This window comes from Coraliomargarita sinensis, assembly GCF_003185655.1.
GTDB lineage: Bacteria > Verrucomicrobiota > Verrucomicrobiia > Opitutales > Coraliomargaritaceae > Coraliomargarita_B > Coraliomargarita_B sinensis.
The window spans coordinates 472,049-494,650 of the sequence record NZ_QHJQ01000002.1; the positions used below are offsets into that span (position 1 = coordinate 472,049).

The window sequence follows — 22,602 nt, forward strand, 5'->3', positions numbered from 1 at the left end:
ACTCAGGCCGATGGGTTGGGCGCGTCGGTCGGTTCGTCTTCTTCTACCGGACCCGGATCGCTGTCCGCTGAGTCTTCTAGCTTGGCTGACTTGGCGCGGGCTTTTTTCTCTGCTTTCAGGCGCGCCTTTTTTTCGAGGCGTTCACAAAACTCCTTGTATTGAATCACCTCATGCCGCCCATCTTCGTATTCCACAATGGCGGTGAGCGACTCAACCCAGTCCCCGGAGTTGATGTAGTGGATGTCACCCACCATTTTGTCGTCGGGCGTGTGGATGTGCCCGCAGATGATGCCACTACATTCGCGCTTGCGGGCCAGGTTCTGAAGTTGATCCTCGTATTTACCCACGAAGCTGACGGCGCTCTTGACCTTGGCCTTGATCGCTTTGCTCAGGGAGAAGTATTCCTTGCCCCGCCAGGCACGATAGTGGTTGTAGAAGCGGTTGATCTTGAGCAGGCTCTGGTAGCCGATGTCGCCCAGCACCGCCAGCCACTTGTGGTTGATGGTCACGGCATCAAAGCCGTCGCCGTGTACGACGAGGTATTTATCGCCGTTCGGGGATTCGTGGATGTGCTCGTTAACGACTTTTATGTTACCGAAGAAGAGGGGCAGGCAGCGTTCAAGAAAGTCATCATGGTTGCCGCGAAGGTAAACAACCTCGGTGTGCCGCTTTTCCACTTTTTTGAGCACGAGGCGAACAAATCTGGTGTGTTGGTCCGTCCAACCGCCTTTCCGGGCCAAGCTCCAGCCATCAATAATATCGCCGTTCAAAACCAGCTTTTCGCAATGCGTGTGTTTGAGGAAGTGGTTTACTTCATCAATTTTGCAATCGAGGGTGCCAAGGTGCACATCCGAGAGAAATATAGTCTTATAGGATAGTGTGGTCTTTTTCACAGCATGGAGTTTGCGGAACGACCCCATAAACTGTCGCCATACTGCTTTTGGTCAAAGAAATTTAACCCGCCTGTTTAACTTGTCACCCAATCGTCATATAGAGTTTTTGGCACCGGAGAACCGCTCATAGCGATTCGAAAAAAATTTGATTCTATCCACCGGGAGATGCAGCTCACACAAACGCAAAGCTTAGGCAGCGCAAGCCGTCTGGACCACCAGCAGAAGCGATACCGATTGCACGATCGCGGCCCGGACGGAGCCGGGCCCTCCCGCATTTTCCCTTGTTAAAGGATCAAATAATCCTCGAAACGGTTCAGCTGTTTTTCTTTTCCAGCTCCCGCAGATAGTTCCAACTGAACAGGCCGGTATTGTGGCCGTCGCTAAAACAGGGGCGGATCGCGTAGTTGCCCACCAGGTCCCAGCTTTGAATCGTGACGCCGGGAAAATCTTTCGGCCCGTCGCCGCCGTACTGATTGCCCAGAATGTCCTTTTCGCCAATGTTTTGTGCACTGGGTGAATGTTTCCGCAGCAGTTCGGCGGGAAAATAACTTTCGCTCTCGTCCTCCCAGATGATCGCGAGCTCCGTCCCGATTAGTTGGATGTTCTTCGGTTTCATTATTTGTGTTGCCACATCGCGGAACAGGCGTCCCGTCGAGTCGTCAAGCCTTGTAAAAGCCGGCCTTTTTCAAGCCGTTCAATACGGTAACGGCGGGTCCGGACTTATTCAAAATATAAAGGTGGATTCCAGGGGCGCCTTTTTCCAGGAGCTCGCGGGCCTGGCGCAGGATCCATTCCGCGCCCAGAGCTTCGACCTTTTGTTTGTCATCGCCGGCATCAGCGAGTTGGGCTTCGAGCTCGGCCGGAATGTCGGTTTCGCAGAGCGCGCAGAAGCGCCGCACCTGATCGCCCGAGGTGATGCAAAGCAGCCCCGGCAGAATGGGGATCTGTATGCCCGCGTGTTGGCAGCGCTCGACAAAGTCGAAGTAGATCCGGTTGTCGAAAAAGAGTTGGGTGGTGATGAAGTCGCTCCCCGCATCCACTTTTCGTTTCAGATTCAACAAATCGACATCCGAAGAGACGGCTTCCGGATGTTTTTCCGGATAGCCCGCCACGCCGATGGAGCAGTCCGGGTGGACCTCACGGATCAAGCGGACCAGTTCGTTGGCATAGCTGAGTCCGTCGGGGTGGGGCTTGAAGTCGGTCTCTCCCTGGGGTGGATCGCCCCGCAAGGCCATGATCTGGTTGAGTCCCGAGTCTTTGAACTCCCGGATGATCTCGCGCAGTTCATCCCGTGAATGCCCGACGCAGGTGAGGTGGGGCATCACCTTGAAGCCAAAATCCTCATGCAGGCACTTGGCATACTTCAGGGTGCGGCTGCGGGTACTGCCTCCGGCTCCATAAGTAATGGAGGCAAAGTCCGGACGGTAGGACTGCAGTTCCTTCGCCGTGGCCAGAAGCTGTTGGGCGGCGTTCTCCGATTTGGGCGGAAAGAACTCGATCGAGAAAATCGGCTCTTTGGACAGTTGGCGATCTGGTGTCAGATGAGGCGTCATAAACATATCAAATTATCCTGATATAATGATATGTAAAGAAATAAGTCGGGGTAAAGCCATTGCGGCCGAAATTCCGTCGTGTGGGGAGTGGTGGGGGCCTCTTCCGGAGGCTCTCACGGAGAGGTCCAAAATAGGGACACTTTTTTAATTCCCTCAACGGCATGGATTTGAGGAAGTTTTCAACAGCTTATTCACAAGGTTGACGGGAAAATTTGCCTTGACCTGTGGGGTGAATTGCAGCGATATGGGGTGAAATGGTGAAGCAGGGAAGACATGGGTGAATTAAGAACAGGGCTGTTTGTCGGCGTGTTCCGCCACAACTTGGACGACAAGGGGCGTCTCACCATACCCTCGCAGTGGCGTCCGAAGGCCGACAGCGACGAGAATAGCTTTCTGGCTCTGCCCAGTCTCGACAACTACGTGAATGTCTATCCGCCCAAGATGATCGCCCAGCTGGAAGAGCGTATTTCCCAGATCAGCATGGGGGACACGGAGGGTCAGGCTGCAGTCGAGACATTGATGAGCATGGCTCACAGCTTCAGCTGCGACAAGCAGGGGCGGATCAACCTAAACGCGGCACTGACCGAGCATGCCGGGATCAAGAAGAGCGCCGTCCTCCTGGGGAAGCTCTCCACCTTTAGTATCTACAGTGACGAAGTTTACGATGCGCTCCGCAGCAAGACGCCGGTGAGCCGGGAGACTCAGGCCGATGTCTTTAAGCGGTTCGGACTCTAACCCCAGAAAAGCCATGAACAATATATTCGAAAATATTGCCCGCGAAAACTTCCGCAGCTCCGGCTACATCACCCACCCGTCGCGGGAGCGCCGCATCCCCTGGACCTTTTCCACGCCACCGCAAATTCCCTTTTACAAAGCCGATACCGTTCGCGACGCCCTCCAGCGGCGGGAACGGGCCCTTCACCGCGAAAATGCCAAACCCACTTTATTCAGGAGTCTCTTGAATGCTTTCCTCCGTTGATGACAGCTTGATACCGGTCGCACCGGGTGGCCACGTGCCGGTCTTGCTTCGTGAAGCACTCGACCTCATGGAGCCGCGCCCTGGTGTCAAGTTGCTCGACGGGACATTTGGTGGCGGGGGCCACACCCGTGCGTTTTTGGAAGCTTCCGAGCAAGTCACGGTGGTGGCACTGGATCGCGATCCCGAGGCCCTGGTTCGTGCCGAGCCGCTCAAGGCAGAGTTTGGCGACCGCTTCCGCATTTATCATTTGAACTTCGGTGATCTCGGCGATTTGGACGAGGCCGATTTCAACGGCGCCTTCTTTGATTTCGGCCTGTCCTCTTTTCAACTGGATGCCGCCGAGCGCGGCTTTTCCTTTCGGGCCGATGCGCCGGTGGATATGCGGATGAATCCGCAGAGCGGGCGGAGCGCCGCCGAGTTTCTGGAGACGGCCGACGAAGCGTCGCTCGTCCGGGCCGTTCGCAATTACGGCGAAGAAAAGCGCTGGCGCCGCGTCGTCGAATCGATTCTCAAGGCCCGCGGCACCGGTCAGTTGCAGCGCACGCAGGCGCTTGCCGCCCTTGTGGCCGAAGCGGTCGGCCCCACTCCGAGAGGGCGCAAGGCGGTCCATCCGGCGACCCGTACTTTTCAGGGAATTCGAGTTGAGGTGAATGATGAGTTGAGCGCGATCGAGCGCGGCCTGCCGGCCGCGTTCGATCGCCTCTTACCCGGCGGTGTGCTGGCGGCCATCAGCTTCCACTCGCTCGAAGACCGTATCGTCAAACGCTTTTGCCGCCGGATGGCGGGCCGCCCCGAGCACGGCCGTGACAGCCGTACCCAGGACGAACGCGTGACTCGAGCCGAGATGATCTCAACCCGGCCGATCGCTCCCGGCGAAGAAGAAATTTCCAGCAATCCCCGCAGTCGCAGCGCGCGCATGCGGGCCATACGTAAACTTTCCCAGCAAACAACATCATGAAACTAAGCCCCAAGACCCGCTCACGCAGTGTTGCCCTGATCCTGCTCATGGCTGTCATTACCATCGGCAGTGCCTTCGCCATCGTCTGGACGCAGCAGCAGATCTCGCGCACCGCGCAAAGCACGAAGGAAATCGAAGCCGACCTGGCCGAAATGGTCCGCAAGATCAGTTTCCTCGATGAGCGCATCGCCACGCTGCATCAACCTGTCGTCCTTCAGGGCAAAGTGGCCGGGACCCTGCGCCCCTCCATGGAAAACCAGGTCGTCTGGGTCCGGGAACGCGAGATGCCCAACGGGCGCGCTTATGCCGTATCGGCGCCCTACGAAGCCTCCATCGATCTTGCCATGCTGAATGCCAATTCCCCGCGCTAACTAACAACGCTCAACGAACAACAACAAACAAACATGCACGTAACATCCGACTACTACCGCAGCCGCGTCCATAGGATCGTGGCTTGTAGCTCGGGCACGCAGGGATCCTGCCATGCGTCTGCCAGCTTCTCCAAGGAGGGTTCGCAGACGCATGGCCTTTGCCGCCCGCTTCGTCCATCAGCCCAAACACTGCACCGTCTCGCTGTTCAATACAAAGAAAACCACAAAGCAATCTAACGGACATAAATGAGTAAAGCTTTCGTATCCAGTGCGAGATCGACGATTGTCTCGTTGCTCGTCGCATTTGCATTTTGCGTCCTCCTGGGGCGTCTGTTCTATTTGCATATATGGGAGCAGGACGACTTGATGGCCCACGTCGAGGGGAACCGGAAGACCTTTAATTTGATCGAGGCCCAGCGGGGTAATATTGTCGATACCCGCGGCAACCTGCTCGCGGTCACCCGCACCAGCTATAACATCGGGGTGGATCCGCAATCGGTGCGTGAGAGCGACCGTGAGAAATTGCCGGAACTGGCGCGGCTGATCGGCAAGCCCCTCCAGGAAATCGAAGCGGCTTTCGACACCAAGGTCCGCATGGGGGGCGAGAGCAGCAAGGAGGCCCGCCTGATCCGCTGGGCGCCACTTCTCAAGGAGGCCAACGAAGCCACCAACGAAGCCGTGGCCCAATTGAATATTCGCGGGATTTACAGCAACGAAAGCCACAGCCGTGCTTACCCGGCGGGCAAGCTGGCGGCCCATGTGTTGGGCTACGTCAACAAGGAGGAAACCGCCGTCACCGGCGTGGAGCGTTTTTTTGATTACTACCTGAGAGGGCAGGATGGCTGGCGCGAAAGTGAACGCGATGGCCGCCGCCGCGAGTTGGCGCAATTCCGCGATCGCGAGGTCGAACCTTCGAACGGGTTGAATGTGGAACTCACCATCGATCAAATGGTGCAGCACATTGTGGAAACCGAGATCACCAAGGTGGCTCAGGAATATCAGCCCGAGGGCATCAGCGTGATCGTAAGCGAGCCCAGCACCGGGGCCGTGCTCGCCATGGCGAACTATCCGACCTACGACCCCAACGAATTCTACAACACGAAAAAGTATCCGATCGCCAGTCAGCGGAACCGCGCGCTGACGGATGCCTTCGAACCGGGCTCCACTTTTAAAATCGTGCCGGCGGCCGCGGTGCTCAACGAGGGCATCGTGGACCCGACCGACGTTTTTCAAACCGGACACGCCCGCGTCAGTTACAAAGGGCGCACGCTCAGGCTACCCTCCGATCACCACCACTACGACTCCCTCTCCATGCACGAGGTCGTGGTGAAATCCAGCAACCGCGGCGCGGCCCATCTCGGGCTCTTGCTCGGTGAAGGCCGCCTGCACGACTATGCCGCCGCCTTTGGCTTCGGTGAGAAAACCGGCTTTGATCTCGGCGGTGAAATCTCCGGCACCCTGCACGACGTGGCGGCCTGGGATGGTTTGACGATTACCCGCTTGCCGATGGGGCACGCCGTGAGCGCCACGCCCATGCAAGTGCACTCCGCGATGTCGGTCATCGCGAACGACGGCATCCTGATGGAGCCCATGCTGACCAAGCGCATTTTTGACAACGAGGGTGCGGATGTGATCCGCTTTTCCCCAAAAGCCAAACGGCGTGTCATTTCAGGGGAGGTCGCCGAGGTGGTTTCGCAGATGCTCGCCGATGTCGTTGGTGAGAACGGCACCGCCCGCCGTGCCGCGATTAAAAATTACGCCGTGGCCGGTAAGACCGGAACCACCCAGAAGATCGTGGATGGCCGCTATTCCAATCGCCATCACGTGGCCTCGTTCAGTGGTTTCTTTCCGGCCGACCGGCCCCAGCTCGTGATTACTGTCGTCGTGGATGAGCCCAAGCTCAACGGCGTCGGTTACGGTGGCTCCGTGGCCGCCCCCGCTTTTCGTAATATTGCCGAGGCCTGCATTGCTTACCTCGGTATCCGCCCCTCCCGCACGGGGGAGTCCTTCTTAGCTCTACAACCTTCGATTTATGATCGGTCACGCCGACTTACCAATTAGTCTACTACTCACTGCCGCAAGTTCACGATACAGCTACGCCAGCCAATCCCAGGGCCGCGTCTCAAAAAGCCATCAGGTTATGAAACCAAATGTTGAGGATCTTTTTGAAGGTATCGAATGCGAGGCCGGGCGCCTGAACCATGACACTCTGGTCACCTGTCTGATTACGGATAGTCGACGGGTGGTGCCGGGTGCCTTGTTTTTTGCCATCGGTGGTTTACGGACGAACGGGAATTACTTTGTCGAAGAGGCCGTGGACCGCGGGGCTGTGGCTATCGTGACCGAGGAGGACCTCGGTGCACGTTTCCCGATTGATTTTATAAAGGTGAAGGACGTCCGCCAGACGCTGGCCCTGATTTCGCGGCGCTTCTACGAAGCTCCCGACGAAAAGCTGAAGATCACCGGGGTAACCGGAACCAACGGTAAGACAACCGTATCCATGTTGACCCAGCATCTGGTCGGCGGCAGCGATCAAGTCGGTTTGATCGGCACGGTTCGTTACGATCTCGGTAAGCGCACCCTGCCGTCCTTCCGCACCACACCCGAGTCGGTCGATATTTATTCCCTGCTCGATCAGATGGTGAAAAACGGCTGTAGCGAAACAGTCATGGAAGTGAGTTCGCACGGGATCAGCCAGCAACGAACGTACGGGCTCGATGTCGATGTGGCCGCATTTCTCAACCTGACCCAGGACCATATTGATTACCATAAAAGTATGGAGGCCTACTTCGATGTGAAGAAGCGGCTCTTTACCGGTGAGATGGGGCGGAAGCCGAAAGCCTCTGTTGTCAATGTCGACTGTGCCTACGGACGACAACTGGTCGCAGAAATGGGAGACGATGCTCCTGTGACGACTTATGGGATCGACCATGATGCCGACGTCCAGGCCAGCGAGGTGAACCTGTTTCCTGACCGGACGGAATTTAAATTAGTCTGGCCGGAAGGTGAGCTGCAGGTTGTGTCCCCGCTGCTCGGCCGGTTCAATGTCAGTAATCTGCTGGCCGCGGTAACAATCGCCTACGTGCAGGGGAAGCGTCCGGAAAATCTGCTCGAGCACTTGTCCACTTTCCCCGGCGTGCCCGGACGGATGGAGCGAATTGAGGAGGGGCAGGACTACAATCTCTTGGTCGATTACGCCCATACCGATGATGCGCTGCGTCATGCTTGCGGCATGCTCCGTGAGATTACCCCCGGCAAGTTGATCGTCGTTTTCGGCTGCGGCGGTGACCGCGACCGCACCAAGCGCGCGCCTATGTTGAAGGCCGTTATGGAAGGCGCGGATCTGGTCTATGCCACGGCGGATAATCCCCGCAGCGAATCGCTCGGTCAAATCTTTGACGACATGCGGGCGGTCGAGGGAAGCGGATCGGTTCACTTTATTGAGGATCGAAAAGACGCGATTTCGCGCGCACTCGATGCCGCCAGCAAGGACGATTGCGTTCTCATTGCGGGGAAGGGGCACGAAACGTATCAGGAGTTTGACGGCACGGTGATGCCTTTCGACGATCGCAGTGTCGCCCGGGAGTTGATACATCTAAAGCAGGCTTGATCGCGGCGAGTAGGACGATGCCAGACTTTCAGCCAGCACATCTCGCTCGAATCACAGGAGGGGAATGGCATGCCGTTGAGCCGGAGCGGATCCAAGGCTTCTGTTTCGATACCCGGCAGATCGAGCCCGGGGATTGTTTCGTGGCACTCAAGAGCGACGCTCGCGACGGCCATGACTTCGTGACGGATGCGGCAAAAAAGGGCGCTTCATCCGCCATGACCAGTCGTGCATTGGATGAAAATATGCCGCAGCTTGTGGTTGAGGATACGCTTTCCGCCATGGGAGCGATTGCCGCCGATGTCCGCTCGCAATTTTCCAAGCCCGTGATCGGGATCACCGGCAGCTGTGGCAAGACTTCAACCAAGGAGATGCTGCGCTTGCTTCTCGGGCCGTCCGCCACCCATGCCACGGCCGGAAATTGGAATAACCGTATCGGCGTGCCAATGACTTTGTTTGATCTGGATCCGGCGAGGCATGACTTTGCCGTGATCGAAGCGGGCATTAATCAACCCGGTGAGATGGGGCTGCTGGGTGCGATGATTCAGGCCGATCTGACTGTCCTGACCAATATCGGCCCGGCGCATTTGGAGCTGCTCGGCTCGCTCGAAGGCGTGGCGGATGAGAAGTCCCGGCTCGCAGAGATGAGCCAAGCCAATGCGCCCATCATCCTGCCTGCGGAGGCCTTGCAATATCCCGCCTTTTCTAAAATGAAGGGCCGCGCGATTGCGGTTCAGTTTGATGCCGGGGCCAAGTGCCCTGAAGCGAAAGAGGTCGTCACCTGCCGGGTCGAGCCTTCAGCAGACGGCAGGACATCCCGCCTATGGATCGACGGCCGGAACTATGAGGTGAAAAGTGCCAGTGCGGGGATCGCGCGAAATGCCGCGCTGGCAATCGTGGCCGCCCGAACCCTGGGTGTCGCGACCGCGGATTTGGCCGAGCGCATCCGGCAGTGGCAGCCGGAAGATACCCGGGGCAGGGTGGTTGCCACGGAGGGGCGTCATTATTACATCGATTGCTACAACGCGAATCCCGCTTCCATGATCGATGCGCTTCAAGCCTTCCGGCATTCCGCCCCGGAGGGGCTGGCCCGCTGTTATGTGCTCGGTGTCATGAACGAACTGGGGGGCTCAGCGGAGAAATTTCATGCCTCGGTGGGGGAGGCGCTTCGTCTGCGCCCGCAGGATCGGGCGCTGTTTGTCGGTCCGGAAACCTTAACTTCGGCCTATCGCCGCGGCGCCGAGGCCGGGGGAATGTCTGCCGCACAGCTGAAATCGGCCGAAAATATAGAAGGCATCGAATCTATGGTTGCCGAATTTCAGGGGGCACTCTTTCTCAAGGGGAGCCGGGCCTACCATCTGGAAAAACTTCTGCCCGAATCCGTATCTTAGACTTTTCACCACAGCCTCGACTTTGAAATGCTTTCTTATCTCGCAGACTTTGAACACATCTTCGGCCCGCTGCGCCTCTTTCGTTATCTGACTTTGCGCAGTGCTTTTGCCGGACTGACCGCTTTGGGCGTGGGATTTATTTTCGGACCGTGGATCTTTGCCAAACTGCGTGAGCTCCGGGCCAAGCAAGCCTTTCGGGGAGAAGATGAGGTCGGCCAACTCGCCGAGCTCCATGCGGCCAAGGCACAGACCCCGACCATGGGCGGTCTCATGATTTGTGTCTCGGTGGTCATCAGCGCCGTGCTCTGGGCGCGCCCGAACGTTTATGTCTACACGGCACTTCTCATTTACGTCGGCCTGACCGTAATCGGCTTTCTCGATGACTATTTGAAAGTCGCCAGGCGCAACAGCGACGGTCTTTCCGGTCGCTGGAAACTTCTGGGGCAGGCGGCGCTGACGGGATTGGCACTTTTGCTCCTGCTGAGCTTCCCGGAGTCAGCAGGAAAAATGCGTGAACTTTGGGTGCCTTTTTACAAAGACATGCTCATGAGTTCGATGCCGCTCTGGTTGTTGGCACCTTTCCTCTTTCTCGTTCTGGCCGGTTCCAGTAATGCCATCAACCTGACCGACGGTGTGGACGGCCTTGCCATCGGTTGCACCGTAACCGTCGCCCTGGCCTATGCGATCATGGCTTACGCTGCCGGGAACGCCATTATCGCCGACTATCTCTTCATCAGCTTCATTCCCGGCACGGGGGAGTTGACCGTCGTCTGTGCCGCGCTCTTGGGCGCGAGCCTTGCCTTCCTCTGGTACAACTCGCACCCCGCCGAGGTTTTCATGGGCGATACCGGGTCGCTTGCTTTGGGCGGGCTGATCGGGATGATCGCCTTCATGGTGCATCAACCGTTCACTTTGGTGATTGTCGGCGGGATCTTCGTGATGGAGGCCGGTTCGGTTATCCTTCAGGTCGGCTCGTTCAAGACCCGGGGGAAGCGCATCTTCAAGATGTCTCCCATCCACCACCACTTTGAATTGAAGGGTTGGCATGAGAACAAAGTTGTTATTCGATTCTGGATACTGTCTTTGATTTTTGCCATGGCCGGACTGGCCACCCTCAAACTACGTTAAACCATGAACAAGCGCATCGCTATCTTCGGAGCCGGGTTGAGTGGTCAGTCCGCCCGGAGGTTGGCATCGGCGCAGGCGTATGAGGTCACCGTATTCGACGAGGGCGGGGAAGGGGACCGAGCCTCCTTGGATGCATCGGCGATCGATCAATTCGATCATTTCGTGTTCAGCCCGGGCTTTGCCGCCGCTCATCCCTGGCGTGTTCTGGCCGAAGCTTCCGGCAAGCCGGTCCAATCCGAGTTGAGCTTCGCCGCGGGGTACTGGAAGGGGCAAATAATCGGTGTGACCGGAACCAACGGGAAGTCGACCTTGACGCGTTTTCTCGCTGGGGCCCTCGAGCGTGCGGGACAAAAGGCCGTGGTCGCCGGTAATATCGGTCATCCGCTCAGCGACGTGGTTCTGGATTTTGAGAATTCCGAAACAAGCTATGCGGTCTGTGAGATCAGTTCCTTTCAGGCGGAGCTGGCAGATGGCCTGGAGCTTGATGCCCTGCTCTGGACGAACTTCGCCGAGGATCATCTCGATCGTTATGAGAACATGACGGAATACTTCATGGCCAAGGCGCGCTTAATCGAGTGCCTGAAAAATGATGCGGTCTGTGTCATTGGTCCGCAGGTGGTGCATTGGTTTGACCTCTTGCATAAACCGTTCGGGCGGGCCGTTGTGGCTTTTGAAGATACGGCGCTGACCAGTCAGCTGAAGCCTGATTGCGTGCTCCGGCGCTTGCCCTATAGTGAAGACTTCTCGCTGGCGGCGGAATACTGGTGGCTGACGGGGAAAGACGAGGCGTCCCTGCTGGCGGCCGCCGACGAGTTTACACTGGCCCCTTACCGTCTGGATGTGGTCCGGGAGAAAGGCGGGATTACCTACTGGAACGATTCCAAATCGACCAACTTTCATTCCGCCTTGGCGGCGCTGAATGCGGTGCCGAAGCCGATTGTTTGGATCGGGGGCGGCCGGATCAAGGGGGGCGATCTGGAGGCGTTCGCCAAAGAAGTGTCGTCGCAGATTCATGCTGCGGTTCTTTACGGCGAAGTGGCCCAGCGTATGGAACAGGCGCTGACAACTGAGGTCGAAATCGTTCAGACATATCCCTGCTTTGAGCAAGCCGTGCGGGCCGCCTGTGAGCTTGCTGCAACAAGTGCGCCCTGCCATGTTTTGCTCAGCCCCGGGTTCAGCAGTTTTGATCAGTTTGAGTCTTACGAAGCACGTGGAAAATCCTTTAATTCCCTTGTTTTAGGTTTGTAGAAGCCTGCGAGGGCTGATTATTCTTAAGAAAACACACATTTTTAACACGCCTACCATGAAAGTATCCAAAATCTTCGGCTGCGTTCTCAGCCTTCACCTTTGCGTTATCGCCGTGCTGCTCGTGCAGCCAGGTTGCCAGACTGGGCAGCCGCCGACACAGACGCACACGCAGGACCGTGCCATGAAGTCGAACGTGCAGGGTGCCTCCCGTACTTCGGAGGGCCTGATCCCGGCCACCCGCGCCGATTCCGGAGCAGGGCTTGATTCGGCCTTCAATGCCGGCTTCGATGGTGAAACCGAGGACTATTCCACCGACCTCGGCCCGATCAATCCGATCGAGCCCATCAGCAGCGGACAAACCGTGGACGTGGCCGGTTCGGGTTACGAGACCTACACGGTAAAGAAAGGCGACAATCTCTGGTCCCTGTCCAAGCGCTACAATGTCTCCGTCAACGAGCTTTACGCGGCCAACGGATTGGACAAGAACTCCGTCCTTCGTATCGGCCAGCAAATCCAGATTCCAGTCGAAGGCGGCACCGCAACCATTGATCCGGTGACTCCGGAAGTGTATCAACCAAGCGGATACAACCAGGCGACCACGAGCTACACTGTAAAGCGCGGCGACACGCTTTCCAAGATCGCCAATCAGTTCGACACCTCGGTCCGTGCGATCAAAGCGACCAACGGCAAGAGCTCCGATATGATTCGCGTGGGCGAGACACTCACCATCCCGGTTGAAGGTTCCACCGGTTCGACCAGCAGCGGTTCGTCCTCGGCTTCCGCAACACAGCCTGCGGCCACCACAGCCAGCGGTCCCACCACGACCCACACGGTGAAGGCTGGCGAGTATCCCGCCAAGATTGCCCGGCAGTATGGCATGACGACCAGCGAACTTCTTTCCCTGAACGGGATTTCCGACCCGCGCAAGCTGCGCGTCGGCCAGCAGTTGACGGTCAGCGGTTCGGGCAGCGCCGCCAATGTCGACAGTCGGGTGGAAACCGTGGTTTCGCCGGCTCCGGCGCAACCGGCGACCGTCGCTCCCGCGCAACCGCAACCCACCGTGACGAGCAGCAACGAGCCGGTTGAGATCAAGGTGATCGAAGCGGATCCGCTAGTGGAGGGTGAACTGGATGAGCCGGAGGCGGAGTCGGACGACGACGTATTTGGCGGCGCGGTCGAAATCCCCGTCATTCGTTTGGAGGAATAATTCTGCCGAATGTTCACGGACTTAAGACGATACAAAGTGTTCCAGGATGAGCGCTCCTCTGGCTTCGCGTAATCCCCTCAAGCATATTCCGCCTGTCGGCTTCTTTCTCTGCCTGATTGTCTTTGCCCTGACTTTTCTGGGGCTCGTCGTCCTCTTCAGCGCATCGCAATCGATGCATGACGATCCGACGACGTTACTGCGCAAGCAGCTGATCTGGTTGGTCTTTGCCAGCTTTGCGGGTGGGTTTGCCTTTTTGGTGAACCTCGAAGCCTTGCGTGATTACGCCTTTATTCTTGGTGGTCTGGCGGTGCTGCTTCTGGTGCTGGTTTTGGTGCCCGGCATTGGCGTCAGGGTGAACGGGGCGCAACGTTGGATGGAGTTTGGTTTTATGCGCCTGCAGGTTTCGGAGATTGGTAAGCTCGGTTTGCTCTTCATGCTGGCCCACTATCTGGCGGCCCACCGGCGTGATCTGGACCACATTCTGAAAGGCTATCTGGTGCCCTGCGGGATTCTCGCCATCTTTTGCGGTCTGATCATTATCGAGCCGGACTTTGGGACGGCCTTTCTCTGCGGAGCCGTGGGCGGCATCATGATGTTCCTGGCCGGGGCCCGGCTGAAGTTTCTCATCCCCACCGGCGTACTCGCCCTGGTCACCTTTTCGGTGGCGGTCTATCACGATCCGGTCCGTCTGCAGCGGATTACCTCGTTTCTGGATGTGGAGGGCAACCGCGGGGACAGCGCCTACCAGTTGTGGCAGGGGATCCTTGCCTTCGGTGCCGGCGGGCTGCATGGCGTCGGGCTCGGGGCCGGTCGTCAGCAAATGTCTTTTCTGCCCGAAGCCCATACCGACTTTATTTTCGCCATCGTGGCGGAAGAACTCGGCTTTATTTTTACGGCGGGGGTCGTGCTGCTTTACATGACGCTGTTTTTCATCGGGGTGCTTCAACTCCGCCGTGCGCCCAATCTCTATCAGTATTTGTTGGTGATGGGTGCCCTGCTTTTCATCACTTTTCAGGCCTTGATCAACATCGGTGTGGTCACGGGAAGCTTGCCGACCAAGGGTATGTCATTGCCCTTCATTTCCTATGGCGGTTCCAATCTGGTGCTCATGTTTGTTTTAACCGGCATTATCTTGAACGGCTTTCGTTCCTGGGAAATGCCGGCGCTGCGGGGGCAGCGTGAGATATGAACAAGATCCTGATTGCATGCGGCGGTACCGGCGGGCACCTCTCCCCGGGTATTGCGGTGGCGGAAGTGCTGCAGGCGCGGAAGCACGACTGTCTCTTGCTGATCAGCGAGAAGCAGGTGGACTCACGCCTGGTGGAAAAATACGGACACCTGAATTTTTTGACCGCGCCCGGACGGGCCTTTACCGGCGGGCTGTTGCAGCGCGTGAAATTTATCGGCAGTCTGCTTTCCAGTTTCCTCTTCGCCCGCAAGTTGCTTCGCGATGAAGCCCCGGAGCTGGTCCTGCTTTTTGGAGGCTATCTTTCCCTCGGTCTCGGTTTGGCGGCCCGTTTGTCCGGGGTGCCGGTAGCGATGCACGAGGCCAACTGCGTGCCCGGTCGTTCGACCCGCCTGCTGAAGCACGTGGCCAGTCGTGTGTATTTGCCCGACGGCGTGCGTCTGCGTGGGGTGCCCCCGGGGATTGTTCGATACTACGGCTATCCGGTGCGTGATGAGATCAAACACATCCTCAAGGCGGATGCCGCGCGGAAGCTCAAAATCAAAGTCGCGAGTAAGTTGCTCGTGATTATCGGTGGCAGCCAGGGCGCGAAATCGCTCAATGACTGGGTGACGCAGAATTTTGCCCAGCTCGCGCGGAAGGGGATTTCCGTTTATTGCGTCACCGGTCTGGGGAACAGTTCTTCCGGCACGATCCACGAGATCGGTCACGACGGCTCGGAGGTGACTGCCACCATGGTGCCGTTTTCCGATCAAATGGGGGATGTGATCTCCGCAGCCGACCTGGTGATTTCACGTGCCGGGGCCGGTTCGATTGCCGAGATCATTCGCTGCCGCGCGCCGGCGATTCTGATTCCTTATCCCTATGCGGCCGATGACCATCAACATGCCAACGCCAGGATGCACGAACAGCATGGTGCCGGTATGGTGCTGGATCATGACCGCCTGGATACCCTGGCCGATGAAGTCAACGAGCTGATTTTCAACGACGCTTTGCTGGCCAAATTCAAGCTGAACATGGAACGCCTCGACCGGTTCAACTCCAGTGAGCGAATCGCCTCCGACCTGGAGTCGCTTTGTGAAGACTATGTCCTGGCAAGGACGCAACCCGAACCGGAGGACAAGGTATGAGCGCAGCGGGTGAGCCACGTTATCTCTTTCTCGGTGTCGGGGGCATGGGTATGGCTCCGCTTGCCTGCTGGATGTCGAGCGCGGGATATTCCATCACCGGGCACGATGCCTGTTTGCAGGAGGAGGTGCGCCAGCATCTTGAGGCCAGCGGCGTGACCCTGCGCGACTTCGTCTTTCCGGAGCAACTGGGGGAGTTTACGACCGTCGTCTATTCCAGTGCGGTGCGTGCCGGTCACCCCGTGCTCGATGCGGCCCGGTCACTTGGTCTGGATTGCCTTCGCCGCGGCGAGATGCTGGCCCGAATGGCCGAAGGTTTGAGGTTGGTCGCCGTCATCGGCAGCCACGGTAAGACCACCACGACCGGCATGATTGCCTATGCGCTGCAGCGGCAGGGGATCGAGGCGAATTACATTCTCGGTGGTTTGTTTGCCGATACCTCCCTGGCTCCGAGTCGATATTCGAAGAGCCCCTGGTTGGTGGCGGAGATCGATGAGAGTGATGGCACGATCGAAAACTTTTCTCCGGAACACACGCTGGTGTTGAACCTCGATTGGGACCATGCCGATTATTACGGCAAGGCGGCCCAACTGGAGACGGCCTTTACCGATCTGAGCCTGAGGACACGGCAGACGGTTCTGCTTCCGGATGGCATGGACTTGAAGGGCTTGGATGAAGCCAAGGTCGTCCGCTATGCCTCCAGCCCGGAGCAGGACTTCAATACCAATAATGCCCGTGCCGCTTTCGCCGCACTGGCCTGCGTGTCCAACAATTTACCGGAAGACGTGCTGGAAGACTTTCCGGGCATCGCGCGTCGTCAGGAACTATTGCTCGATCGGGAGGGCCTCACCGTGATCGAAGATTACGCCCACCACCCGACGGAGATTGGCGCGTTGATGCAAAACCTCCGCGAACGGGCGAGCTCGCGCCAGTTGCTGGTGGTCTTTCAACCCCATCGTTTCAGCCGCACCCGCCAGTTCAAAGAAGGCTTTGCCGCCACGCTCTCCGAGGCGGATGCCTGCTACCTCCTGCCGGTTTATGCCGCGCATGAGCCACTGGTCGAGGGCGGGGAATTGGCGGACATGGTGGATGTTTTTAAAGATTCGGAGCCGGTCGTCCTAGAGTCGGGGCTGGCCGGGCTGAAACAGGTCAACCAGGCGGCGATGTCCCGGCCGGCGTTACTGGCCTTCATCGGCGCGGGTGATATCGAGGACTTTGCGGCGGCCAGTGTGGCCTTGCTGCGTGAACCGGACTCGGTCGATGGGGCCTGCCTGGGGTTCCTGGAGGAGCGCCTCTCGCCCGAGGCGAAGATCAAGCTCAATGAGCCGCTGGCCAACAAGACCACCATGCGGATCGGCGGACCGGCCCGGATCTATGCCGAGCCGGCGAGCTTCGCGGATCTCCAGCAACTGCTCAAGGCGGCCCAGCTCTTTGCCTTGGATTATTTTTGCATCGGCCGGGGCTCCAATTTGCTGGTGGCGGATGAAGGCTTCGATGGCCTGGTCATTCGTTTCTCCGCGCCAGCATGGCGCAGGGTGGAAACCCTGGGGGCAGGCCGGATCTGGGCGGCCGCCGGCGGACGTTTGAAAGAAATTTGCGGCTTTGCCGCCAAGGCGGGCCTGGCCGGATTTGAATTTCTGGAAGGGATTCCCGGTGCCGTGGGCGGGGCGCTTCGAATGAACGCCGGCGCCATGGGGAGCTGGATGTTCGATGTGGTCGAGCGGGTTCAGTTTATCGATGCGAACGGTCATTATCAGGACTGGCCCAGGGAAAAGTTTCACTTCGGCTACCGCCGGGTCGAAGAAATCAGCCGGGGAATTGCTCTGGGCGCGGTGTTGAAGAGCCCGGAGAGTGAAGAAGAATCCTCCATTCGCAGCCGGATCGACAGCTACTCGACCACCCGCAAGGAAAGCCAGCCGCGTGGGCCCAGTGCCGGCTGTATCTTTAAAAATCCGGAAGGCAGCTATGCGGGTAAACTGATCGATGAGCACGGGCTCAAGGGCATGCGCGTGGGCGCTGCCGAAGTGTCGGCGGTGCACGGCAACTTTATCGTCAATCAGGGCGGGGCCACCGCCGGCGATGTCATTGAACTGGTCCGGCGAATTCGGGCCAAGGTGAAGGCCGAATCCGGCTACGACCTGGAACCGGAGGTGTTGCTGGTCGGTCGTAGCTGGCCGGAAGTGTTGAAGGAGGGCGCCGATGTCTGATCCGGTAAAAATACTTATTTTGCACGGTGGTACCAGCAAAGAGCGGGAAGTGTCACTCGCGAGTGGCCGGGCCGTGGCTGATGCGCTCGAGCTCAGGCACACGGTTGAGCTGGTACGCCTCGATCAGGATTCTTTACCGGACGGTATCCAGTCTGCGGATACGGTGGTATTTCCTGCGCTGCATGGTACATTCGGTGAGGATGGGCAGTTGCAGGCTCTACTTGATGCCGCCGGAGTCGAGTATTGTGGCAGCGGCGCCGCGGCCAGTCGTTTATGCATGGACAAGGTCGCGGCCAAGGTCGTCGCCCGGGAGCAAGGGGTGCCGACGCCGGACTGGATGACTTTCGATGCCGAGGGGAAACCGCTGGCGGATGATGTGATTGCGCAGCTCGGACCTTCGCTGGTGGTGAAACCGGTGGATCAGGGCAGCAGTGTGGGCCTGCACTTCAGCGACCATCGCTCGGCACTGGGAGTGGCGCTTTCCCAGGTGCATCGCGGAAAGTGGCTCATCGAGCAACGCATCACCGGGCGTGAATTGACGGTCGGTCTGCTTGAGGGCAAGGCCATGGGTGTCGTCGAGATTGTCAGCTCCAGCGGTGTTTACGATTACCAGGCCAAATACACCCCGGGCTCGACCGAATATCTTTATCCCGCCAAGTTGAAACCGGATATCAAAGCGCACATTCAGCGCTACGCCGAGCGGCTCTTTGCCGCCTGCGGGTGCCGCGATTTTGCCCGGGTCGATTTTCTATTGGACGGAGAGTCTCTTTACTTCCTTGAGATCAATACCTTGCCCGGGCTTACCACGACCAGTTTGTTGCCCAAGAGTGCATCCTGTGCGGGCTACGATTTTGAGATGCTGGCGGAAGCGCTTGTCGCTCCTGCGGTGAAGCGTTTACTCTCGGCCGGAAATGGGGAGGAAGCTCCATGATCGGTGGTAAAAAAAATAAAGGGAGTAGTTCGGCGACCGGCTCACAGAGCTGGCGGGAGCTGGCCGGCACACCCAGACGAAAACGGGTGAACTCACCCCAGGCCAAAAAGCGTCGACAGGCCAAGATCCTCAAACTACTGGCGGTGGTTCTAGTCCTGGCGGGGCTGATCGGCCTGGGCTTCTGGATACGATCGCTGATCAAAGACCGCGCTGAGCCGATCCAAATCAGTACACCCTCGCGCGAGATCGAGCAGATTATTTTTCAGACGGACGGCGTCTTACCCGATGCCTGGCTCGGTACGGTCATTCAGTTGGGGAAGGGGACGACCATGATGGAGGTCGATATTCATGCCATGAAGCAGGCCCTTGAGGAGGAAGCCCAGGTGGTTTCCGCCTCGGTGGAACGGGTCTTTCCGGGCTCGTTGAAGATTTCCGTCAAGGAGCACCATCCCGTGCTGCGAATTGCGGTGCAAGGGGCCTCGGGCAAACCGGTGCAGCGCATCGTGGCCCGCGACGGGACGATCTACGAGGGGATCGGCTACAAAAAGGCGACCCTGCGGGCCTTACCCTTTGTCGAGCCTTTCCGGCACAGCAATGGCAGTATTCGCCCCATGCAGGGTATCGAGCAGGTGGCCGTTTTGCTCGACTCGGCCCGTCGCAAACAACCGGAATTTTTCCGCACCTGGAAAGTGGTTTCGCTCAAGCACTACTCGGGGAACCCCACGCTCTCCGGCGAGGTGATCGAAGTGCGCAGCAGTTATGTGCCGCGCATCATCTTTGGCGCCTCCACGGATTTCTCCCAACAACTCGACCGCCTCAAGGTCATTCTCGAGTATGTGCGCGCCAAGGGAAATCCATCGATGAAACGGATCGATCTTTCTTTACGCGGCTCGGCTGCCGTGCAGTTTAGCAGTGGTCGAATCAGTAGCTTTTAAAAGATGTCTTTCCATTCCAACAATTCAGCCTGAATGAGTGAATCGAGAGTAGTTGGCGCTGTCGAAATCGGGACCTCGAAAGTCGTGGTGCTCCTGGGGGAGATTATCGGCGACGAAGGCCTGAATATTATCGGCCACTGTGTCGGCTCCTCCAAAGGGGTGAAGAAGGGCGAGATCCAGGATCTCAATGCCGCCAGCGACTGTGTGCACGCCGCGATCATGAAGGCGGAGAAAAGCGCCCAGTCGCGCATCGACGAAGTCTATCTGGCCCAGACCGGCAGCCATCTGGAGGGAAATTTCAACGTCGGCGGCACCAACGTCAGCTCATCGGATAATATTGTCCGGCAGATCGATGTCGATCAGGCCAAGGAGGACGCCAAGCGTCGCAAACTCCCGCCCAGCCGCACCTACATCCACCACATCCAGAACCCTTTCGCTATCGACGGCCATCAGGTGGAGAGCCCGCTCTCCCACGAAGGCCGGCAGCTGCAGGTCGGCTACTGGTCCGTTCACGGTGACAGCCATAAAGTGAGCGACAGCCTCCGCGTGATTCAGGGCATCGATCTCGACGTGAGTGACATGATTATTTCCAGCATCGCTTCCGGGGCGGTGCTGCTGGAGGACTCCGAGAAGGAAAACGGCGCTCTGGTCATCGATATCGGGGGCGGCACCACCGATTATGTGCTTTATCGCAAAGGTTACATCGTGAAAACCGGCGTCATCCCGGTCGGCGGAGACCATATTACCAACGATCTCAGCATCGGCTTGCGGGTCGGGCGCAAGAGTGCGGAAGAATTTAAGGTGAAAAACGGCCGCGCCTACTACGACAGCGCCGACCGCGACGAAAAAGTCTGGCTCTTTGGCGATCTTACCATCGGCGACCGCGAATACCCGCTCGCGGCCATCACCAAAATTATCGAAGCCCGCGTCTCCGAAATCTTCAGCATAATCAAGGATCAACTCGAGGAAGCCGAACTTTACGAACCGGCCGACATCGCGTCCGGTGTCGTGCTCACGGGGGGCACCGCCCAGCTGGCGGGCATCGACGAAGCCGCCCAGCGTAATCTCGGTCTGGATGCGCGCGTCTCCGAGGGGCCGCTCGACGTGACTGCGGAGCTCCGCCACCCCGGCTACAGCACGGCGCTGGGGCTGCTGCACTACGCCCTCACCGGACAGGAGGACAAACGGCAGGCCGCCAAGCCCAATAACCTTTTCCGTAAACTCACCGGACTGCTCAATTTCGATTAAGTGAACCAGACAGCTGACAGTTTATTCAACCAACAATCGGGCACCGACGAACTGAAGATCAAGATTGTCGGGGTCGGCGGGGCCGGCACCAACGCGGTGGACGGCCTCCGGCTCGATGATCTGGGCGATGCAGGCAGGGTGCAACTCGCTGCCATTAATACCGATGCCCAGGCGCTCGCCAATTCGCCGATCGCGGAGAAGCTCGTCATCGGCCGCTCCGTCACCCGCGGCCTCGGTGCCGGCGGTGAGATCGAGATCGGTAGAAAGGCCGCCGAGGCCGACCGCGATGCCATCGCCCGGCTGATCGGGGATATGGATCTGATCATACTCGTGGTCGGGCTGGGGGGCGGCACCGGCAGCGCCGCCGCCAATGTTGTCGCGGAAGTTGCGGCCAAAACCCAGGCGCTCGTCCTGGCCTTTGCCACGCTGCCTTTCTCCTTCGAAGGCAGCCGCCGCAAGCAGATCGCGGAAGAGAGCGTAGGCGAGCTCCGTCAGCTCGTGCACGGCCTCATCCCTTTGCCCAATGATGTCCTCCTGCAGGAAGGGGAGGAAGACACCTCCGTGCTCAACGCATTTGCCGTGGCCGACCGCTGGATCGGGCGCGGGGTTAACTCCCTCTGCGCCATGCTGCTCAAAACGGGCCTGATCAATCAGGATATCAGTTCCGTACGCTCCGTCTTCAACGACAGGGGAGGGCGCACTATTTTCGGCACCGGCTCCGCCAGCGGTGGTGACTACGTCAAGGACGCCCTCGATGAGCTCTTCATTTGCCCGCTGCTGCACATGGGCGATCGCCCCGCCCAGCTGGATCGCATCCTCGTCAATATTGTCGGCGGCACAGACCTCGGCATCGCCAAGGTCAACGAGGTGATGTCGGTCGTTTCCAAGCGCTTCAACTCACGCGATGACATCGTTTTCGGTGCCGTGATCGACGAGAGTCGTTCGACCTCGCTGGAAATCTGCGTGCTCGGTAAGGCCGGTATCGAAGCCAAGCCGGTGCTCCCACCCAAGGCCGATCCCGCAGCCGCTCCCGCACCTGCCGAAGGGCTCAACCTCGAGCCTGCCATCGCCCAGGATGACAAGCCGCCCCGACCGGTGCACCAGTCCAAACTCGGCCGCAAAAAGAAAAAGGTCCACGACGCCGATCAGGAGGAATTCCTCTTCGTCGATACCAACGCCCAGCGCGGCTACTTCGACAAGACCGACCGCAACCTCTACAACGAAGAAGATCTCGATGTGCCCACCTTCATGCGGCGAGGCATTAAGATTAAGATCAAGGTTTAGGACAGAGGCCAGAAGCCAGAAGACAGAAGACAGGGGGCAGGGGCCAAAAGTCAGAGACCAGAGGAAGGAAGGTAGAGGTTGGTGTGCGTCTGGCTGACTTATCCTAAGTGCTGTAGCTCCACTTCAATTTAGTCGCATCATCCGGTCGTCAGACGGATGATACGCTGCCCTTAAAGCGCGTCCAGCGGGCTCAGCGTCTGATCCTTTTCGTCCTCCATCACATGCAGGTAGATCATGGTCGTCTCGACGCAGGTATGCCCCAGAAGCTCCTGGACCGTGCGGATGTTGCTTCCGTTCTCCAGCAGGTGGGTGGCGTAGCTGTGCCTCAAGACGTGCGAGTTCGAACGTT

The 22,602-nt window shown here is 58.4% G+C and carries 21 protein-coding genes; 17 read left to right on the forward strand and 4 right to left on the reverse strand.

The annotated features are described in order from the left end of the window. Positions 1–2: 2 nt before the first annotated feature. The 3 genes from DDZ13_RS04590 to metF all read right to left on the reverse strand — a co-directional run bounded on the left by DDZ13_RS04590 (position 3) and on the right by metF (position 2,446). Positions 3–893: a UDP-2,3-diacylglucosamine diphosphatase gene (locus DDZ13_RS04590; protein WP_199221047.1), complete on the reverse strand. Its 891-nt coding sequence runs from the start codon at positions 891–893 to the stop codon at positions 3–5. 313 nt (positions 894–1,206) lie between these two features. Further along, positions 1,207–1,509, reverse strand: coding sequence for a gamma-butyrobetaine hydroxylase-like domain-containing protein (locus DDZ13_RS04595; RefSeq protein ID WP_233246075.1), 303 nt, complete (start codon positions 1,507–1,509; stop codon positions 1,207–1,209). Between the two features lie 43 nt (positions 1,510–1,552). Then, a complete protein-coding gene (gene metF / locus DDZ13_RS04600; protein WP_110130287.1) occupies positions 1,553–2,446 on the reverse strand; it encodes a methylenetetrahydrofolate reductase [NAD(P)H] in 894 nt (297 codons plus the stop codon). A 273-nt stretch (positions 2,447–2,719) separates the two neighbouring features. On the opposite strand from metF, the gene DDZ13_RS04605 reads away from it, so the two are divergent. From DDZ13_RS04605 to DDZ13_RS04685, 17 genes are all read left to right on the forward strand, one after another. Next, positions 2,720–3,181, forward strand: a complete 462-nt coding sequence (locus tag DDZ13_RS04605) for a division/cell wall cluster transcriptional repressor MraZ (protein WP_110130244.1) — start codon at positions 2,720–2,722, stop codon at positions 3,179–3,181. Between the two features lie 13 nt (positions 3,182–3,194). Then, positions 3,195–3,425, forward strand: coding sequence for a hypothetical protein (locus DDZ13_RS04610; protein ID WP_110130245.1), 231 nt, complete (start codon positions 3,195–3,197; stop codon positions 3,423–3,425). Further along, positions 3,409–4,383 (forward strand): 16S rRNA (cytosine(1402)-N(4))-methyltransferase RsmH, encoded by a 975-nt coding sequence (gene rsmH, locus DDZ13_RS04615; RefSeq protein ID WP_110130246.1) that lies wholly within the window; start codon positions 3,409–3,411, stop codon positions 4,381–4,383. Before DDZ13_RS04610 ends, rsmH begins: the two co-directional genes overlap by 17 nt. Then, on the forward strand, positions 4,380–4,754 hold the full coding sequence (locus DDZ13_RS04620; RefSeq protein ID WP_110130247.1) for a hypothetical protein: 375 nt from the start codon (positions 4,380–4,382) through the stop codon (positions 4,752–4,754). Before rsmH ends, DDZ13_RS04620 begins: the two co-directional genes overlap by 4 nt. Before the next feature lie 246 nt (positions 4,755–5,000). Then, positions 5,001–6,815, forward strand: a complete 1,815-nt coding sequence (locus tag DDZ13_RS04625) for a peptidoglycan D,D-transpeptidase FtsI family protein (RefSeq protein ID WP_110130248.1) — start codon at positions 5,001–5,003, stop codon at positions 6,813–6,815. 79 nt (positions 6,816–6,894) lie between these two features. Continuing rightward, the gene (locus DDZ13_RS04630; RefSeq protein WP_233246076.1) at positions 6,895–8,364 is read left to right on the forward strand and encodes a UDP-N-acetylmuramoyl-L-alanyl-D-glutamate--2,6-diaminopimelate ligase; all 1,470 of its coding nucleotides are present in this window, start codon (positions 6,895–6,897) and stop codon (positions 8,362–8,364) included. A 17-nt stretch (positions 8,365–8,381) separates the two neighbouring features. Beyond that, on the forward strand, positions 8,382–9,752 hold the full coding sequence (locus tag DDZ13_RS04635; RefSeq protein WP_110130250.1) for a UDP-N-acetylmuramoyl-tripeptide--D-alanyl-D-alanine ligase: 1,371 nt from the start codon (positions 8,382–8,384) through the stop codon (positions 9,750–9,752). Positions 9,753–9,779: 27 nt separating this feature from the next. Further along, positions 9,780–10,880 (forward strand): phospho-N-acetylmuramoyl-pentapeptide-transferase, encoded by a 1,101-nt coding sequence (gene mraY, locus DDZ13_RS04640; RefSeq protein ID WP_110130251.1) that lies wholly within the window; start codon positions 9,780–9,782, stop codon positions 10,878–10,880. Between the two features lie 3 nt (positions 10,881–10,883). Further along, positions 10,884–12,128 carry a UDP-N-acetylmuramoyl-L-alanine--D-glutamate ligase gene (gene murD / locus DDZ13_RS04645; protein ID WP_110130252.1) on the forward strand — a complete coding sequence of 415 codons (1,245 nt, stop codon included), beginning with the start codon at positions 10,884–10,886 and terminating at the stop codon, positions 12,126–12,128. 55 nt (positions 12,129–12,183) lie between these two features. Next, positions 12,184–13,335, forward strand: coding sequence for a LysM peptidoglycan-binding domain-containing protein (locus DDZ13_RS04650; RefSeq protein ID WP_110130253.1), 1,152 nt, complete (start codon positions 12,184–12,186; stop codon positions 13,333–13,335). Between the two features lie 46 nt (positions 13,336–13,381). After that, positions 13,382–14,524 carry an FtsW/RodA/SpoVE family cell cycle protein gene (locus DDZ13_RS04655; protein ID WP_110130254.1) on the forward strand — a complete coding sequence of 381 codons (1,143 nt, stop codon included), beginning with the start codon at positions 13,382–13,384 and terminating at the stop codon, positions 14,522–14,524. Continuing rightward, positions 14,521–15,651, forward strand: coding sequence for a UDP-N-acetylglucosamine--N-acetylmuramyl-(pentapeptide) pyrophosphoryl-undecaprenol N-acetylglucosamine transferase (locus DDZ13_RS04660; RefSeq protein WP_110130255.1), 1,131 nt, complete (start codon positions 14,521–14,523; stop codon positions 15,649–15,651). The genes DDZ13_RS04655 and DDZ13_RS04660 overlap by 4 nt, the downstream gene beginning before the upstream one ends. After that, a complete protein-coding gene (gene murB / locus DDZ13_RS04665; protein WP_110130256.1) occupies positions 15,648–17,855 on the forward strand; it encodes a UDP-N-acetylmuramate dehydrogenase in 2,208 nt (735 codons plus the stop codon). Before DDZ13_RS04660 ends, murB begins: the two co-directional genes overlap by 4 nt. Next, the gene (locus DDZ13_RS04670) at positions 17,848–18,786 is read left to right on the forward strand and encodes a D-alanine--D-alanine ligase family protein (protein ID WP_110130257.1); all 939 of its coding nucleotides are present in this window, start codon (positions 17,848–17,850) and stop codon (positions 18,784–18,786) included. Before murB ends, DDZ13_RS04670 begins: the two co-directional genes overlap by 8 nt. Continuing rightward, complete coding sequence (locus tag DDZ13_RS04675; protein WP_110130258.1) at positions 18,783–19,721, forward strand: cell division protein FtsQ/DivIB; 939 nt, start codon at positions 18,783–18,785, stop codon at positions 19,719–19,721. Before DDZ13_RS04670 ends, DDZ13_RS04675 begins: the two co-directional genes overlap by 4 nt. 33 nt (positions 19,722–19,754) lie before the next feature. Beyond that, positions 19,755–20,969 carry a cell division protein FtsA gene (gene ftsA, locus DDZ13_RS04680; protein WP_110130259.1) on the forward strand — a complete coding sequence of 405 codons (1,215 nt, stop codon included), beginning with the start codon at positions 19,755–19,757 and terminating at the stop codon, positions 20,967–20,969. Then, positions 20,970–22,253: a cell division protein FtsZ gene (locus DDZ13_RS04685; protein WP_110130260.1), complete on the forward strand. Its 1,284-nt coding sequence runs from the start codon at positions 20,970–20,972 to the stop codon at positions 22,251–22,253. A 170-nt stretch (positions 22,254–22,423) separates the two neighbouring features. Here DDZ13_RS04685 and DDZ13_RS04690 read toward each other — a convergent pair whose 3' ends face one another. Beyond that, positions 22,424–22,582, reverse strand: coding sequence for a tyrosine-type recombinase/integrase (locus tag DDZ13_RS04690; RefSeq protein ID WP_425486545.1), 159 nt, complete (start codon positions 22,580–22,582; stop codon positions 22,424–22,426). Positions 22,583–22,602: the final 20 nt, after the last annotated feature.